The organism is Enterobacter sp. SGAir0187, from assembly GCF_002952735.2.
Taxonomy (GTDB): Bacteria; Pseudomonadota; Gammaproteobacteria; order Enterobacterales; family Enterobacteriaceae; genus Enterobacter; species Enterobacter quasiroggenkampii.
This window is the reverse complement of sequence record NZ_CP025034.2, coordinates 1732587-1749758: the sequence shown is the minus strand read 5'-3', so window position 1 is coordinate 1749758 and position 17172 is coordinate 1732587. Positions and strand designations below refer to the sequence as shown.

Sequence of the window (17172 nt, the reverse complement as noted above, 5' to 3'; positions counted from 1 at the left end):
AAATTGGTAACGAATCATAATATTGAAACATGCTACTCTGAACCGAGTCATTGCACCATACAGAAGGAGTTCCAGCATGTTGTTAGAAAACGGATGGCTGGTGGATGCGCGGCGTGTGCCCTCGCCTCACCACGATTGCCGCCCGGAGGATGAAAAGCCCACACTGCTGGTGGTTCATAATATTAGCCTCCCACCGGGTGAGTTTGGCGGCCCGTGGATCGATGCGTTATTCACGGGAACGATAGATCCCAATGCTCATCCCTTCTTCGCTGAGATTGCGCATCTGCGCGTGTCGGCTCACTGCCTGATTCGCCGTGATGGTGAGGTGGTTCAGTATGTTCCTTTTGATAAGCGCGCCTGGCATGCCGGGGTATCGATGTATCACGGGCGCGAACGGTGCAACGATTTCTCGATTGGGATTGAGCTGGAAGGCACGGATACTACCCCCTACACCGATGCCCAGTATCAGCAGCTGATTGCTATTACCCACACGCTTATCGGACTCTACCCGGCAATCGCCGACAATATAACCGGGCACAGCGATATCGCTCCGGCGAGAAAAACCGATCCCGGCCCGGCATTTGACTGGCCGCGGTTTCGCGCCATGCTTGCCGCGTCGTCAGAATAAGGAGATACCATGACGTTGTTTACCATGCTGCTGGTTATCATCGCTGAACGCCTGTTCAAGCTCGGCGAGCACTGGCAACTGGATCACCGGCTGGAGGTGTTATTCCGCCGCATCAAGCACTTTTCCATGCTGCGCACGCTGCTGATGATGGCGGGCGTCATGCTTATTACCTTCCTGCTGCTGCGCTCGCTGTACGGACTCTTTTTCAACGTGCCGCTGCTGGTGGTGTGGATCCTGCTCGGCGTGCTGTGCATTGGTGCGGGCAAGGTGCGCTTGCACTATCACGCCTACCTGAAAGCCGCCTCCCGTGACGATGCCCATGCGCGCGGTGCCATGGCGAGCGAGTTGACGATGATCCACGGCGTGCCGCCGGACTGCGACGAGCGCGAGTTTCTGCGCGAACTGCAGAATGCGCTGCTGTGGATTAACTTTCGTTACTACCTGGCACCGCTGTTCTGGTTTGTGGTGGGCGGCCCGTGGGGACCGGTTTTGCTGATGGGGTATGCGTTCCTGCGCGCCTGGCAGACCTGGCTTGCCCGTTACCTGACGCCGCATGAACGTTTGCTGTCCGGCATTGATGCCATCCTGCACGTGCTCGACTGGCTCCCGGTACGTCTGGTGGGCGTGGTGTACGCCTTAATTGGCCACGGTGAAAAAGCGCTGCCCGCATGGTTCGCTTCTCTTGGGGACCGCCATACGTCCCAGTACCAGGTGTTGACGCGCCTGGCGCAGTTCTCGCTGGCTCGTGAGCCGCATACCGACAAGATTGAAACACCGAAAGCCGCTGTTTCCATGGCGAAGAAAACGTCGTTTGTGGTGGTGGTTATCGTGGCGCTGCTGACGATCTACGGCACGCTGGTGTAAGCCAGCGCGCCGCAAAGACTAAAGCGAATCCGCAGGCGGGATGCCGAAATCAGGCATCCCGTTTTCATTCCAGCGGACGCGCTTCAGGCGGGTATGACGGTTCGGATCGTACAGCGGATCGCCCTCAATTTCGGTGTAGTTCCGCGCGTGATACACCAGCACATCTTCCCCTTCCGGCGTTTGCGTAAAGCTGTTGTGTCCTGGGCCGTACTGGCGGTTCTCGTAGCTGGTGACGAAAACCGGGCGAGGGGATTTGTGCCAGTTTGCTGGGTTTTGCGGATCGGCATTCAGGTCTATCCACAGCAGTCCCATGCAGTAGTTCTCGTCGGTGGCGCTGGCGGAATAGCTGATAAACAGCTTATCGCCGTGAACCAGCACCGCCGGACCTTCGTTGACCCAGAAACCACGGCATTCCCAGTCATACTCCGGTTTGCTGAGCATCATCGGCTCGCCTTTTAGCGTCCACGGGTTCGCCATTTCGCACAGATAAAGGTTGGAGTTCCCGGTGATATCCGGTGCCTTTTGCGCCCACAGGTACCATCGTTTGCCCTGATGAACAAAGGTGGTGGCGTCCAGGGCGAAGGTGTCGAACGGGGTGTTGATTTGCCCTTTCTCGATCCAGGTACCGCTGAGCGGATCGCGGTCCGCACACTCAATCGCAAACATACGGTGCTGGAACATCCCGAGCGCGTCGAGCGCCTGGGTGTGCGTCGCGGCAAAATAGATGTACCACTTTCCGTCGATATGATGCAGTTCCGGCGCCCAGATGAGCTGGCTCATCGGGCCGGTCTCGGGTTTGCGCCAGACCACTACCTCTTCAGCGTCGCGTAGTCCTTCCAGCGAGTCCGCGCGGCGGATCGCCAGCCTGTCGTACTGCGGCACGGAGGCAATAAAATAGTACTGTCCCTCATGGCGTAAAATGTACGGGTCGGCGCGTTGTTCGATAAACGGGTTTGGCCAGTTATGCATGCGGCTTTCCTTATTTAGTCTCAGCGGCTTTGAGTTCCTGATAGTCGTTCAGTTCGCGGTAGTTGGTACGGCGCTTTTCCAGATCGGCCTGGATCTGCTTCATGGTCTCACGGTCCACCTTCAGCAGACGTACCACGCCCGCGGTAATCAAATAACCCACGCCCGGAATGACGGTAAAGAGCAGCACGATCCCGTTAAGGGCGTCCGCGCTTTGCGCTTTTGCGGCCGCGTCATAACCGTACCAGGAGAGCAGGAACCCGACCATCGCCCCGGCAATCGCCAGCCCCAGCTTCAGGAAGAAGATGTTGCCCGAGAAGCTGATCCCGGTGATGCGCTTCCCGGTTTTCCACTCGCCGTAGTCGTCCACGTCGGCCATCAGCGACCAGTGCAGCGGAGACGGGATCTGGTGCAGGATGTTCAGCAGGACGTAGAGCACCACGATGGTGACGGTGGCTTTCGGGTCGAAGAAATAGAAGGCGCAGGAGAAAATCGCCAGCACGATATTGGTCCAGAAGAAGACCTTCAGCTTACACCAGCGGTCGGTCAGCACTTTTGCCAGCACGCTGCCGAGCATCATGCCCACCACGCCCAGGCTGATAAACAGCGTGGCGAAGTGGGTGCTCTGGCCCATCACCCAGGTGACGTAATACATGGTCGCCGCCATGCGGATAAAGCCCGGGCAGACGTTGCAGAGCGTCAGCAGCAGAATGCGCACCCACTGGTCGTTTTTCCACACGTCTTTCAGGTCGTTTTTCAGTTCGTCGTTGGTTTGCACTGCCGGACGCACGCGCTCGCGCACGGTGGCGAAGCAGAACAGGAACATACAGGTGCCAATCAGCGCCAGCACGGTCATCGCCATCTGGTAGCCTTTGGCTTTGTTGTCCCCGCCAAACCAGTCGGCCATCGGCAGCAGCGTTAATGAGAGCAGCAGCGTGGCAATGCCGACCAGCACGAAGCGATACGACTGGCAGGCCACGCGCTCTTTTGGATCGTTGGTGATCACTCCACCTAACGAGCAGTAAGGGATGTTGATGGCCGTATAGGTTAACGACAGCAGGAAGTAGGTGACAAACGCATAGATAACTTTGCTGTTATAGCTCCACTCTGGCGTGGTGAACATCAGGATGCTGAACAGCGCGTAGGGGAAAGCAATCCACAGCAGCCATGGACGAAACCGGCCATATTTACTGCGGGTACGGTCGGCAATCGCCCCCATGATCGGGTCCGTTACGGCGTCAATCACGCGGACGGACAGCAGCAGCACGCCGACCAGCGCAGGTGCCAGGCCAAAAATATCCGTATAGAAATAGTTAACAAACAGCATGATGGCGCCGAAGATGATGTTACATCCGGCGTCGCCCATCCCATAGCCGATCTTTTCTTTTACTGACAGCTTTGCGTTATCCATAGACTGCTCTCCGGGTTACGGTATGGAGAGAATTATTCGCTGGCAAAGGAATATATGCGTTGCAGTATCAGGGCGGTGATATGGATAAATGTGCTGTGGGCGTGAAAGTGTGAAGGAGGTAACAACGCGCGGCACCCGCAAAAGCAGGTACCGCGGCGAGAGGTTTAGTGCGCCTTCATGGCATTACGGCTTTTCTGGCTGAAGAGATAGCCCACGCCCAGGATCGCAATCCAGACCGGGATCAGGTAGACGGAAATCGCCATACCCGGCGTGATCAGCATGATCACCAGCACGGCCGCCATAAACAGCAGGCAGATCCAGTTACCCAGCGGATAGAGCAGGGCAGGGAAGCGCGTGGTGACGCCCTGCTGCTGTTTCGCGCGGCGGAACTTGATGTGTGCCAGGCTGATCATCGCCCAGTTGATGACCAGGGCAGAGACCACCAGCGCCATCAGCAGGCCAAACGCCGATTCCGGTGCCATGTAGTTAATGAGCACGCACAGGGCGGTCACGATGGCGGAAACAATGATGGTATTCACCGGCACGCCGCGTTTATCAACGTTAAGCAGCATCTTCGGCGCGTTGCCCTGTTGGGCGAGGCCGAACAGCATACGGCTGTTGCAGTATACGCAGCTGTTGTATACGGAGAGCGCAGCGGTCAGCACCACGATATTCAGCGCGTTGGCGACAAAGGTGTCGCCCAGCTCGTGGAAGATGAGAACAAACGGGCTGGTGTCAGCGGTCACGCGCGTCCACGGCAGCAGGGAGAGCAGCACGGCCAGTGAGCCCACATAGAAGATCAGAATACGGTAGATGACCTGATTTGTGGCTTTCGGAATGCTTTGCTCCGGGTTATCGGCTTCGGCAGCGGTAATACCCACCAGCTCCAGGCCGCCGAAGGAGAACATAATGATCGCCATCATCATCACCAGACCGGTCATGCCGTGAGGCAGGAATCCACCCTGTTCCCAGAGGTTACGCACCGTGGCCTGCGGGCCGCCGTTGCCGCTGAACAGCAGCCAGCCGCCGAAGATAATCATCGCCACCACGGCAATGACCTTGATGATGGCAAACCAGAACTCCATCTCCCCGAACACTTTAACGTTGGTCAGGTTAATGGCGTTGATAATGACGAAGAAGGCTGCAGCAGAAGCCCAGGTTGGGATTTCGGGATACCAGAACTGAATGTATTTCCCGACGGCGGTCAGTTCGGCCATGGCAACCAGAACGTACAGCACCCAGTAGTTCCAGCCCGAGGCGAAACCGGCAAAGCTGCCCCAGTACTTATAGGCAAAGTGGCTGAAGGAGCCTGCGACCGGCTCTTCCACGACCATTTCGCCCAGCTGGCGCATGATCAGAAAAGCAATGAAACCCGCAATCGCGTAACCCAAAATAATGCCCGGACCGGCAGACTGGATAACGGATGCGCTGCCCAGAAACAGGCCGGTACCAATCGCACCGCCCAGTGCGATGAGCTGAATATGGCGGTTTTTAAGCCCGCGCTTTAGCTGATCGCCGTGCTGTTGAGCTTCCATTTGAAACCTCGTGTGTGGTTGTTATGTTCACGCTGAGCGTGTGTAATTATGAAAATCCATATTCTGTATTTATTTCTTTACGGTTAACGAGACCGAAAAAAGCGGAGATGGCTTCCGTAAGCGCCAGAATAGTGGTAAGTGCCTGCGAATGCACCTGCTTTATGAAGGGGGGATGACGACTTGAATAAAAAGAAAGCATTTGTAAATCGGCCCGCTCGTTGTTCCTCACCCAACCTATAGAATAGAAATGCGCCTTAAGTGGGCGAATTTTCATTATTTGCCTTGTTGAATCGCTTCAGATTGCTAAAACCCTCGTTTCATTATGGTCAAAACTGCCTCTTTGGGGGTAATCAACTCATTTGTGCAAAGTTACATTTCTGAAACGTTATTTCTGTAAGGTTGTTAAAATGTGCAGGGTTTACTGATTTCAATCAAAACCAATATGGACAGAAGGTGAATACTTTGTTACTTTAGCGATACGAAATAGAAATTGGTAAGACCAATTGACTCCGGGCAAAAAGGCGTAAGACAGGGAATATGGCCTACAGCAAAATTCGCCAACCAAAACTATCTGATGTGATTGAGCAGCAGCTGGAGTTTTTAATCCTCGAAGGGACTCTGCGCCCGGGTGAGAAACTTCCGCCAGAACGCGAGCTGGCAAAACAGTTCGACGTTTCACGTCCTTCTCTGCGTGAGGCGATTCAACGTCTCGAAGCAAAGGGCTTGCTGCTTCGTCGCCAGGGCGGCGGAACCTTTGTGCAAAACAGCCTGTGGCAGAGCTTCAGCGATCCGCTGGTAGAACTTCTCTCTGACCACCCAGAATCCCAGTTTGACCTGCTTGAGACCCGTCACGCGCTGGAAGGTATTGCGGCCTATTACGCCGCCCTTCGCAGCACTGATGAAGATCGCGTGCGTATCCGCGAACTGCATCAGGCCATTGAACGGGCACAGCAGTCCGGCGATTTAGACGCCGAGTCCAGCGCCGTCGTCCAGTATCAAATCGCCGTTACCGAAGCGGCACACAATGTGGTGCTCCTCCATCTGCTACGCTGCATGGAGCCGATGCTGGCCCAGAACGTTCGTCAAAATTTTGAATTGTTGTATGCCCGTCGGGACATGCTCCCACTGGTAAGCAACCATCGCACCCGAGTATTCGAGGCGATAATGGCCGGGGAACCGGAGCAGGCGCGCGAAGCGTCGCACCGCCATCTGGCTTTCATTGAGGAAATCTTGCTGGACCGCAGCCGTGAACAATCGCGTCGCGAACGTTCATTACGCCGCATACAGCAACGAAAGGATTAAGCGCCAGGTACTTTTAGAGCGCGGCAACTAAACGCAGAACCTGTCTTATTGTGTTCTTGCCCAAGAGCACAATGGGACAGGTTCCAGACAAATCAACGTATTAGATAGATAAGGAATACCCCCATGTCAGAACGTCTCCAAAATGACGTGGATCCGATCGAAACTCGCGACTGGCTACAGGCGATCGAATCGGTCATCCGTGAAGAAGGTGTTGAGCGCGCTCAGTATCTGATTGATCAGCTGCTTTCTGAAGCCCGCAAAGGCGGCGTGAAGGTTGCTTCAGGTGCAGGGGCTAGCAACTACGTAAACACGATTGCCGTTGAAGACGAACCGGAATACCCGGGCAATCTGGATCTGGAACGTCGTATCCGTTCTGCAATTCGCTGGAACGCCATCATGACCGTTCTGCGCGCCTCCAAGAAAGACCTGGAGCTGGGTGGCCACATGGCGTCCTTCCAGTCTTCTGCGACCGTTTACGAAGTGTGCTTCAACCACTTCTTCCGTGCAGCGAACGAGAAAGACGGCGGCGATCTGGTGTACTTCCAGGGCCATATCTCTCCGGGCATCTATGCACGTGCATTCCTGGAAGGTCGTCTGACTGAAGAGCAGATGAATAACTTCCGTCAGGAAGTTCACGGTAAAGGTCTGTCTTCTTACCCGCACCCTAAACTGATGCCTGAATTCTGGCAGTTCCCGACCGTATCAATGGGTCTGGGCCCAATCGGTGCGATCTACCAGGCGAAATTCCTGAAGTATCTGGAACACCGTGGTCTGAAAGACACCTCTGAGCAGACCGTATACGCCTTCCTGGGCGACGGCGAAATGGATGAGCCAGAATCCAAAGGCGCGATCACCATCGCGACCCGTGAGAAGCTGGACAACCTGTGCTTCATCATCAACTGTAACCTGCAGCGTCTGGATGGTCCGGTAACCGGTAACGGCAAGATCATCAACGAACTGGAAGGCATCTTCGCAGGTGCTGGCTGGAACGTGATCAAAGTCATGTGGGGTTCCCGTTGGGACGAACTGCTGCGTAAAGACACCAGCGGTAAACTGATCCAGCTGATGAACGAAACCGTTGACGGTGACTACCAGACCTTCAAATCCAAAGACGGTGCCTACGTGCGTGAGCACTTCTTCGGCAAATATCCAGAAACTGCAGCCCTGGTTGCAGACTGGACTGATGAGCAGATCTGGGCCCTGAACCGTGGTGGTCACGATCCGAAGAAAATCTACGCTGCACTGAAAAAAGCGCGTGAAACCAAAGGTAAAGCGACTGTAATCCTGGCTCACACCATCAAAGGTTACGGCATGGGTGATACCGCAGAAGGTAAAAACATCGCTCACCAGGTTAAGAAAATGAACATGGACGGCGTGCGCTATATCCGCGACCGTTTCAACGTTCCAGTTACCGATGAGCAGGTCGAAAACCTGTCTTACATCACCTTCCCGGAAGGGTCTGAAGAGCACAAGTACCTGCACGAACGTCGTCAGGCGCTGAAAGGCTACCTGCCAGCTCGCCAGCCTAACTTCACCGAGAAGCTGGAACTGCCAGCGCTGGAAGACTTCTCTCAGCTGCTGGAAGAGCAGAACAAAGAGATCTCTACCACTATCGCTTTCGTTCGTGCCCTGAACGTGATGCTGAAGAACAAGTCGATCAAAGATCGCCTCGTGCCAATCATTGCCGACGAAGCGCGTACTTTCGGTATGGAAGGTCTGTTCCGTCAGATCGGTATCTACAGCCCGAACGGCCAGCAGTACACCCCGCAGGACCGTGAGCAGGTTGCTTACTACAAAGAAGACGAGAAAGGTCAGATCCTGCAGGAAGGTATCAACGAGCTGGGCGCAGGCGCATCCTGGCTGGCTGCTGCGACCTCTTACAGCACCAACAACCTGCCGATGATCCCGTTCTACATTTACTACTCCATGTTCGGGTTCCAGCGTATCGGTGACCTGTGCTGGCAGGCAGGCGACCAGCAGGCTCGCGGCTTCCTGATCGGTGGTACTTCCGGTCGTACGACCCTGAACGGTGAAGGTCTGCAGCACGAAGATGGCCACAGCCACATTCAGTCTCTGACTATCCCTAACTGTATCTCTTACGACCCGTCTTACGCGTACGAAGTGGCAGTCATCATGCATGACGGTCTGCAGCGCATGTACGGTGAAGCGCAGGAGAACATTTACTACTACATCACCACCCTGAACGAAAACTACCACATGCCGGCAATGCCAGCAGGTGCCGAGGAAGGTATCCGTAAAGGTATCTACAAACTCGAAACCATTGAAGGTAGCAAAGGTAAAGTTCAGCTGCTGGGCTCCGGTTCTATCCTGCGTCACGTACGTGAAGCAGCACAGATCCTGGCGAAAGACTACGGTGTCGGTTCCGATGTGTACTCTGTGACCTCCTTCACTGAACTGGCGCGTGATGGCCAGGATTGTGAGCGCTGGAACATGCTGCACCCAATGGAAACCCCACGCGTTCCGTACATCGCTCAGGTGATGAACGACGCGCCAGCGGTGGCGTCTACTGACTATATGAAACTGTTCGCTGAGCAGGTTCGTACTTACGTTCCAGCTGATGATTATCGCGTTCTGGGTACTGACGGCTTCGGTCGTTCTGACAGCCGCGAAAACCTGCGTCACCACTTCGAAGTTGATGCTTCTTACGTGGTTGTAGCAGCACTGGGCGAACTGGCTAAACGTGGCGAAATCGATAAGAAAGTGGTTGCGGACGCAATCACCAAATTCAACATCGATGCAGAAAAAGTTAACCCGCGTCTGGCGTAAGAGGTAAAAGAATAATGGCTATCGAAATCAATGTACCGGACATCGGGGCTGATGAAGTTGAAATCACCGAGATCCTGGTCAAAGTTGGCGACAAAGTTGAAGCTGAACAGTCGCTGATCACCGTAGAAGGCGACAAAGCCTCTATGGAAGTCCCGTCTCCTCAGGCTGGCATCGTTAAAGAGATCAAAGTCTCTGTTGGCGATAAAACCGAGACTGGCAAACTGATCATGATTTTCGATTCCGCCGACGGTGCAGCAGCAGCTGCACCTGCGCAGGAAGAGAAGAAAGCCGCTCCGGCCGCCGCTGCTCCAGCCGCTGCCGCGAGCGCGAAAGACGTCAACGTGCCTGACATCGGCGGTGACGAAGTAGAAGTCACTGAAATCCTGGTGAAAGTGGGCGACACCGTTGCGGCCGAGCAGTCACTGATCACCGTAGAAGGCGACAAAGCCTCTATGGAAGTGCCAGCGCCGTTCGCCGGTACCGTTAAAGAGATCAAGATCAACACCGGTGACAAAGTGTCTACTGGCTCCCTGATTATGGTCTTCGAAGTGGCAGGTGCAGAAGGCGCTGCCGCGCCTGCACAGGCCGCTGCTCCGGCACCAGCCGCAGCACCAGCCGCTGCTGGCGGCGCGAAAGACGTTAACGTACCGGACATCGGCGGTGATGAAGTTGAAGTCACCGAAGTGATGGTAAAAGTGGGCGACAAAGTTGCCGCTGAACAGTCACTGATCACCGTTGAAGGCGACAAGGCTTCTATGGAAGTCCCTGCGCCATTCGCGGGTACCGTTAAAGAGATCAAAATCAGCACCGGCGACAAAGTGTCTACCGGCTCTCTGATCATGGTCTTCGAAGTGGAAGGCGCTGCGCCTGCTGCAGCTCCGGCTGCCGCGGCTGCTCCAGCACCGACTGCTGCACCGGCTCAGGCTGCTAAACCAGCCGCTGCCCCTGCTGCAAAAGCAGAAAAATCAGAGTTCGCTGAAAACGACGCTTACGTCCACGCGACGCCGCTGATTCGTCGCCTGGCGCGCGAATTCGGTGTTAACCTGGCGAAAGTGAAAGGGACCGGCCGTAAGGGTCGTATCCTGCGCGAAGACGTTCAGACCTACGTGAAAGACGCGGTGAAACGCGCCGAAGCTGCACCAGCTGCAGCCGCTGGCGGCGGTATCCCGGGCATGCTGCCATGGCCGAAAGTGGACTTCAGCAAGTTCGGCGAGATCGAAGAAGTGGAACTGGGCCGTATCCAGAAAATCTCTGGTGCGAACCTGAGCCGTAACTGGGTGATGATCCCGCACGTTACGCACTTCGATAAGACCGATATCACCGATCTGGAAGCGTTCCGTAAACAGCAGAACGCCGAAGCTGAGAAGCGTAAACTGGACGTGAAATTCACCCCAGTGGTCTTCATCATGAAGGCGGTTGCTGCGGCTCTGGAACAGATGCCACGCTTCAACAGCTCCCTGTCCGAAGACGGCCAGAAGCTGACGCTGAAGAAATACATCAACATCGGTGTTGCGGTTGATACGCCAAATGGTCTGGTTGTTCCGGTCTTCAAAGACGTGAACAAGAAGAGCATCACTGAGCTGTCCCGTGAACTGACCACCATCTCCAAGAAAGCGCGTGATGGTAAGCTGACTGCCGGCGAAATGCAGGGCGGCTGCTTCACCATCTCCAGCATCGGCGGCCTGGGTACCACCCACTTCGCGCCGATTGTGAACGCGCCGGAAGTGGCTATCCTCGGTGTGTCCAAGTCCGCGATGGAGCCGGTGTGGAATGGCAAAGAGTTCGTACCGCGTCTGATGATGCCAATCTCTCTGTCCTTCGACCACCGCGTGATCGACGGTGCTGATGGTGCGCGTTTCATCACCATCATCAACAACATGCTGAGCGACATTCGCCGCCTGGTGATGTAATCGAAAAGCCGGCCAGTCGGCCGGCTTTTTTCTGATAATCTCATGGCGTTTGTGAGGTTATTGGCGAAAGCGACAATTCGTGAGCCGTTTGTTGTTTCAAAATTGTTAACAATTTTGTAAACTGCGGGCGGATAGAACGACCCGGTGGACGACGGGTATAAACTAAGAGGTCATGATGAGCACAGAAATCAAAACTCAGGTCGTAGTACTTGGGGCAGGCCCGGCAGGTTACTCCGCAGCATTTCGCGCAGCGGATTTAGGTCTGGAAACCGTCATCGTAGAACGTTACAGCACCCTCGGCGGTGTTTGTCTGAACGTCGGCTGTATCCCTTCTAAAGCGCTGCTGCACGTAGCGAAAGTTATCGAAGAAGCCAAAGCGCTGGCTGAACACGGTATCGTCTTCGGCGAGCCGAAAACCGACATCGACAAAATTCGTACCTGGAAAGAGAAAGTTATCACTCAGCTGACCGGCGGGCTGGCGGGTATGGCCAAAGGCCGTAAAGTGAAAGTGGTAAACGGTCTGGGTAAATTCACCGGTGCGAATACCCTGGAAGTGGAAGGCGAAAACGGCAAAACCGTGATCAACTTCGACAACGCGATCATCGCGGCAGGCTCTCGCCCAATCGAACTGCCATTCATTCCACATGAAGATCCACGCGTGTGGGATTCCACCGATGCGCTGGAGCTGAAAACCGTGCCTAAGCGTCTGCTGGTTATGGGCGGCGGTATCATCGGTCTGGAAATGGGTACCGTGTACCATGCGCTGGGTTCAGAGATCGACGTGGTTGAAATGTTCGACCAGGTTATCCCGGCTGCTGACAAAGACATCGTTAAAGTCTTCACCAAGCGCATCAGCAAGAAATTCAACCTGATGCTGGAAACCAAAGTGACTGCCGTTGAAGCGAAAGAAGACGGTATTTACGTTTCCATGGAAGGCAAAAAAGCCCCATCCGAACCACAGCGTTACGACGCCGTGCTGGTGGCTATCGGTCGTGTACCGAACGGTAAAAACCTCGACGCGGGCAAAGCTGGCGTGGAAGTGGACGACCGTGGCTTCATCCGCGTTGACAAACAGCTGCGTACTAACGTGCCGCACATCTTTGCTATCGGCGATATCGTCGGTCAGCCAATGCTGGCGCACAAAGGTGTTCACGAAGGCCACGTTGCCGCTGAAGTTATCGCCGGCATGAAGCACTACTTCGATCCGAAAGTGATCCCATCTATCGCGTACACCGAGCCAGAAGTGGCATGGGTTGGTCTGACTGAGAAAGAAGCGAAAGAGAAAGGCATCAGCTACGAAACCGCCACCTTCCCGTGGGCTGCTTCTGGCCGTGCTATCGCGTCCGACTGCGCAGACGGTATGACCAAACTGATCTTCGACAAAGAGACTCACCGCGTAATCGGTGGTGCGATTGTCGGTACCAACGGCGGCGAGCTGCTGGGTGAAATCGGTCTGGCTATCGAAATGGGTTGTGACGCTGAAGACATCGCGCTGACCATCCACGCACACCCGACTCTGCACGAGTCCGTGGGCCTGGCGGCAGAAGTGTTTGAAGGCAGCATCACCGACCTGCCAAACGCGAAAGCGAAGAAGAAATAAGTTTCTTCCCTGATTGCTAACGCCTCCTCTGGAGGCGTTTTTTTTGCCTGAAAACTACCCATTATGGTAGGTAACTTATTGTTATTTCCTCTAAAAATTTTCATCTGTCTGCCGATACCTTTTGCACCATTGTGTAGCTACTGGCCGCACGGTTAACGATTCTGGACTTTTGATTACACACAAAAAGGAAATAACATGTCTTTGAAGAAAGTGATGGGGATTGGCTTATTAGCGGCAGTGATGACGCTGACCGGGTGCGGTGCGATGACGACGGCGGTGAAAAAACGCAACCTGGAAGTAAAAACGCAGATGAGTGAAACCATCTGGCTTGAGCCATCCAGTGAAAAAACGGTCTACATTCAGGTTAAAAACACTTCTGATAAAGACATGAGCAACCTGCAGACGCTGCTGGCAAACGATCTGAGTGCCAAGGGATACAAGGTCACCAGCTCTCCTGACAGCGCATACTATTGGGTGCAGGCTAACGTTCTGAAAGCAGACAAAATGGACCTGCGTGAATCTCAGGGCTACCTGAAAACCGGCTATGAAGGTGCCGCTGTGGGTGCCGCGCTGGGTGCCGGTATCACGGCCTACAACAGCAACTCCTCCGGCGCAGCGCTGGGCGTGGGACTGGCTGCGGGGCTGATCGGCATGGCGGCAGATGCGATGGTGGAAGACGTAAACTATACCATGGTGACCGACCTGCAGATCTCCGAGCGCAGCAAGGCGAAGGTGACCACGGACAACATCGCGGCGCTGCGTCAGGGAACGTCTGGCGTGAAGCTGCAAACCAGCTCCGAGCAGGGCGACCGTGCGAAGTATCAAACCCGCGTGGTGTCGAACGCTAACAAAGTAAACCTGAAGTTTGAAGAAGCCAAACCGGTTCTGGAAGCTCAGCTGGCGAAATCTGTCGCCAATATTCTGTAAGTTAAAAAGCCGGGGGGCGGCTTCGCCTTACCCGGCCTGCAGGCAGAGCGGGTATTCAGGGTTCGACGGGCTGCCAGGTTTTATCAGGCGCGTATGAGGCTAGCGCCCGGGCCTTTTGCTCCGACTCGCTGCCGAGATCGGACTGGTACACTTTGTCGTCCTGGTTTATCACAAAGCTCATCACGCCCGTCTGGCCGTAGCTGACCGGCCAGGCGACCATCGCGAAACCGTTTTTATCCGGCAGGATCCGGAAGCGATAGCCGTGATAGCCGGTCCCCGGCTCTTTTGGGCTAAATGCCGGTCCGAGCGGACTGGGCGCTTCGCCGGGAGAGGCGGGCCAGTACAAACCATCTTTTTTGCCCTTCGAGCTGACAATCTTCTGCGCGTATTTCTGGTTCATCGCAAAGTAGCTTTGCTGCGCATCAACATAGGCATGTAAGGCTTCAATGGCGGCAAGTTCGTTACGCCCGATTTCGCGGGTCAGGATCTCTTCCGCCCCTTCTTTGATATCGAATTGCCAGCCGGCGGCGGTTTTGATCACCGGGATGGGAAGCTGCCAGTCGTTATCTCCAACAACAAGATGCGCCGTATCCCCTTCGACAACGGTGTTATGACGAACTTTCCAGTCGCGCAGGAAACGATCGACGGCATCCGGATCAACGCCTTCGGGGGGCAGAAAATCGCGCCAGTTCTCTCCAAGCAGGTTGCTCATTGCGCGCTCATTATGCTCACTAATGGCGCTAGCCAGCGCATCGGTCGCCTGGTCGGGCGTGCTAAAGGACTGCTGCGCCATCGCCGAGGCCGAAAGCATGAACAACACCATTCCACTGAGTAATTTACGTTTCATGTCGGTTCCCTTAGCGATGTCTAAATTCACGGCGTTCAGCGCGTCCACCAGACGCCTGACGCGGCTGCTGCTGGCGAGCCGCAAGTTGTCTGCTTTGCGCACCGCGCTGCTGCTGCGCCTGCCAGTTCGCGGAGCGGCTGTCGTTGCCGCTCAGGGCATTGGCCCGGGGCTGGCTGTTCCGCTGCTGCAGAGCGCGTTGCTGCGCGGGCTGCGAAACCCGTTTCTCTTGTCTCTGCGCGGTGGCCTGGCGATTTTCTCGCTGCTGCGTGGTGGTCCGCTTCGCCGTCTGCGGTTTGGTGTCGTAGCCACGGTAGTTATTGCGCTGGGAAATCTGCTTCAGCTGTTCACTTGAGGCCTGACGCTGCACGTCTTTCGTGCCGGGACGTGCCATTTGCGGGAAGGTTTTACCCGTGGATTTCTCCATCTGGTTCAGGGCCGCCTGACGCTGGCTGTCCCGGTTAACCGGTTTTTGCTGCGTTGAGCTTAGCCCGGTAGCCGTGCTGGTGGAGTGGAAACGGGTGTTGAGCTGGTTAGTCGGATAGGGCACACCTTCCCGATAGGCCGGGTTATGCTGCCAGGTACGGTTGGCGTCCGTCAGACGCTGTCCGCTGATTTTATTGAAGTTCTCAACGTTGATATTGATGTTGTTATCACCGTTGCGGTTATAGCCGCCGTGATTATCCCAGTCACCGTCATGATGGTAATCCCAGTCATCGTCGTCATCCCAGTCGATATTGCTGAAAATGGCATAGGTTGTGGCGACACCCAGGCTGAAGCCTAAGCCGTTGACGAAGCTGTTGCCAAACTGCTCCCCGGGTGTAGGCGGGAGATAGGTGGGCGGATAGGCGGTGTTGGGCCAGGTACCGTAAACCGTATTAGGGTTATAGGTGGGGACGTACACAACCTGCGGGTCGGCAGATTCAATTTTGATCACCGTTGGCGCGGGCGCAGACGTGGTTGTTGTCGTTGTCTCGGTGGCGCTGGTTTTAGCCGGAGCCGGTTTAGTCACGGTGGTGACCGTCTGCTGAGGCGTGGATTGTAACGCGCCTGTCTTCTGTGCCAGCGCGCGCAGGCGCTGAACAGAATCCATTACGTCCTTCGGCTGCGCGAGAAACGCATCGCCCAGATTTTGTACCCACGGCGGGTTTTCACCCATCAGGGACATCAGCTGAGGAAATGCAACCAGCGATTTGACGCTGGGATCCCAGGGCTGGCTGGCAACGGCCTGAATGGCGGCGTCTCCTTCCATTTTAGGGTTGTCTTTTGACCACTGCGCCGCCTGAATCACGTTGGCCGGGTAAGTCGAGGCCATCAAGATCTGTGACAGCAGGGCGTCCGGGTAGAGCGCGATAGGGGCAACCCACTGATCGATTTGCGCGGCAGTGTAGGCTGGCGCGACGACAGGGGCGGGCGTTGCTGCTGCCGGTGCAGCGGGGGCCGCCGGTTGTTGAGCGACGGGGACGGGCGCAACGGGTTCCGTTGCGCGGCTTTTGACAAACATGACGCCTGAGGCGGCAAGCAGCCCGGCACTGCACAGAAGGACGAGCAGATGTGGCTTAAAGGGCAACTTCATAAAATAACTCCAACGAGACAAGCGCTGTGCCGTGAGGCGTTACGGTTGGCGTGAGTATTATTCACCCGTCTTTTACTGTTTTGACTTTTATTGGGAAGCGTCCGGTACGTCCGGATAAAGATTGTGAGTATTTATTACACAATTATATGCGATGCGGTAAAAACCGCAGGGAATTCAGAAGGCCGCTCTTACGAGCGGCCAGCAGCTAGTTGCCGAGGTTGACGACAAACAGCACCGTGATGTCGGATATGTTCCAGCCACCGTGCAGCGCGGTTAGCAGTAAACCAGTCACAACGATCAGCGCAGTGATTCGCATCTCCATTGCGTGCGTTCCTGTACAGGCTACGCGGGTTCATTCTCCACCGGGAAAGGCAGAACCTGGCAAATGAGTACATTGCCGCGTAGGTTACGGAACTGCTCCCGGGCCCGGTGACTGGTTGCTACACCAGCGAAGCAGGCCGGGGGCAACAGTATTACAGCCTAAATGGACTGAAAAGAGGTGAAATGCAGTTTCATTCTTTTTCATTCGAAACTGGATGGCGGCTCGTAAACACAAAATATGGACTTGCGTATCTAATTACTCAGGAGCATTATTCATGACGAGTGCATTGCCGCAAATCTGCCAACCCGGTGTGCTACCACCGCAAGGCAACAAATAAACCGCTATCAGGCGGTTTTTTTGTCCCCAAAATTCACCTCCTCACCCCGCTACACCATGCTTAACGATTCAGCAAATTTTTTAATGTTGCTTTTTTGTAAACGGATTAACACTGTGCAGAAATCCTGCTATGCTGCCCGACGCGGTATCGGGCATTTACCCTA

Annotated in this window: 13 protein-coding genes; 7 read left to right on the top strand and 6 right to left on the bottom strand. The window is 55.2% G+C overall.

What is annotated here, in order from left to right:
* Positions 1 to 76: 76 nt before the first annotated feature.
* Both ampD and ampE read left to right on the top strand, forming a co-directional pair.
* Positions 77 to 628 carry a 1,6-anhydro-N-acetylmuramyl-L-alanine amidase AmpD gene (gene ampD / locus CWR52_RS08420; RefSeq protein WP_104949386.1) on the top strand — a complete coding sequence of 184 codons (552 nt, stop codon included), beginning with the start codon at positions 77 to 79 and terminating at the stop codon, positions 626 to 628.
* A gap of 9 nt (positions 629 to 637) precedes the next feature.
* The gene (gene ampE, locus CWR52_RS08415) at positions 638 to 1492 is read left to right on the top strand and encodes a beta-lactamase regulator AmpE (RefSeq protein WP_028015525.1); all 855 of its coding nucleotides are present in this window, start codon (positions 638 to 640) and stop codon (positions 1490 to 1492) included.
* A gap of 18 nt (positions 1493 to 1510) precedes the next feature.
* Here the strand turns inward: ampE and CWR52_RS08410 are convergent, their stop codons facing one another.
* The 4 genes from CWR52_RS08410 to CWR52_RS08395 all read right to left on the bottom strand — a co-directional run bounded on the left by CWR52_RS08410 (position 1511) and on the right by CWR52_RS08395 (position 5678).
* Complete coding sequence (locus tag CWR52_RS08410) at positions 1511 to 2461, bottom strand: family 43 glycosylhydrolase (RefSeq protein WP_104949385.1); 951 nt, start codon at positions 2459 to 2461, stop codon at positions 1511 to 1513.
* Positions 2462 to 2471: 10 nt separating this feature from the next.
* The gene (locus CWR52_RS08405; RefSeq protein ID WP_104949384.1) at positions 2472 to 3869 is read right to left on the bottom strand and encodes a glycoside-pentoside-hexuronide (GPH):cation symporter; all 1398 of its coding nucleotides are present in this window, start codon (positions 3867 to 3869) and stop codon (positions 2472 to 2474) included.
* Between the two features lie 164 nt (positions 3870 to 4033).
* On the bottom strand, positions 4034 to 5404 hold the full coding sequence (aroP, locus tag CWR52_RS08400; RefSeq protein WP_024907477.1) for an aromatic amino acid transporter AroP: 1371 nt from the start codon (positions 5402 to 5404) through the stop codon (positions 4034 to 4036).
* 46 nt (positions 5405 to 5450) lie between these two features.
* On the bottom strand, positions 5451 to 5678 hold the full coding sequence (locus CWR52_RS08395) for a hypothetical protein (protein WP_104949383.1): 228 nt from the start codon (positions 5676 to 5678) through the stop codon (positions 5451 to 5453).
* A 263-nt stretch (positions 5679 to 5941) separates the two neighbouring features.
* Here CWR52_RS08395 and pdhR point away from each other — a divergent pair, with 263 nt between their 5' ends.
* From pdhR to traT, 5 genes are all read left to right on the top strand, one after another.
* Complete coding sequence (pdhR, locus tag CWR52_RS08390; protein ID WP_008501960.1) at positions 5942 to 6706, top strand: pyruvate dehydrogenase complex transcriptional repressor PdhR; 765 nt, start codon at positions 5942 to 5944, stop codon at positions 6704 to 6706.
* 123 nt (positions 6707 to 6829) lie between these two features.
* Positions 6830 to 9493, top strand: coding sequence for a pyruvate dehydrogenase (acetyl-transferring), homodimeric type (aceE, locus tag CWR52_RS08385; protein WP_028015529.1), 2664 nt, complete (start codon positions 6830 to 6832; stop codon positions 9491 to 9493).
* 14 nt (positions 9494 to 9507) lie between these two features.
* Positions 9508 to 11403 (top strand): pyruvate dehydrogenase complex dihydrolipoyllysine-residue acetyltransferase, encoded by a 1896-nt coding sequence (aceF, locus tag CWR52_RS08380; protein WP_104949382.1) that lies wholly within the window; start codon positions 9508 to 9510, stop codon positions 11401 to 11403.
* A gap of 175 nt (positions 11404 to 11578) precedes the next feature.
* Positions 11579 to 13003, top strand: a complete 1425-nt coding sequence (gene lpdA, locus CWR52_RS08375) for a dihydrolipoyl dehydrogenase (RefSeq protein WP_003856313.1) — start codon at positions 11579 to 11581, stop codon at positions 13001 to 13003.
* A gap of 195 nt (positions 13004 to 13198) precedes the next feature.
* A complete protein-coding gene (traT, locus tag CWR52_RS08370; RefSeq protein WP_048225655.1) occupies positions 13199 to 13930 on the top strand; it encodes a conjugal transfer complement resistance protein TraT in 732 nt (243 codons plus the stop codon).
* 55 nt (positions 13931 to 13985) lie between these two features.
* Here traT and CWR52_RS08365 read toward each other — a convergent pair whose 3' ends face one another.
* Both CWR52_RS08365 and CWR52_RS08360 read right to left on the bottom strand, forming a co-directional pair.
* Complete coding sequence (locus tag CWR52_RS08365) at positions 13986 to 14777, bottom strand: DUF2950 family protein (protein WP_104949381.1); 792 nt, start codon at positions 14775 to 14777, stop codon at positions 13986 to 13988.
* Positions 14778 to 14787: 10 nt separating this feature from the next.
* Positions 14788 to 16350, bottom strand: a complete 1563-nt coding sequence (locus CWR52_RS08360) for a DUF3300 domain-containing protein (protein ID WP_104949380.1) — start codon at positions 16348 to 16350, stop codon at positions 14788 to 14790.
* Between the last annotated feature and the right edge of the window lie 822 nt (positions 16351 to 17172).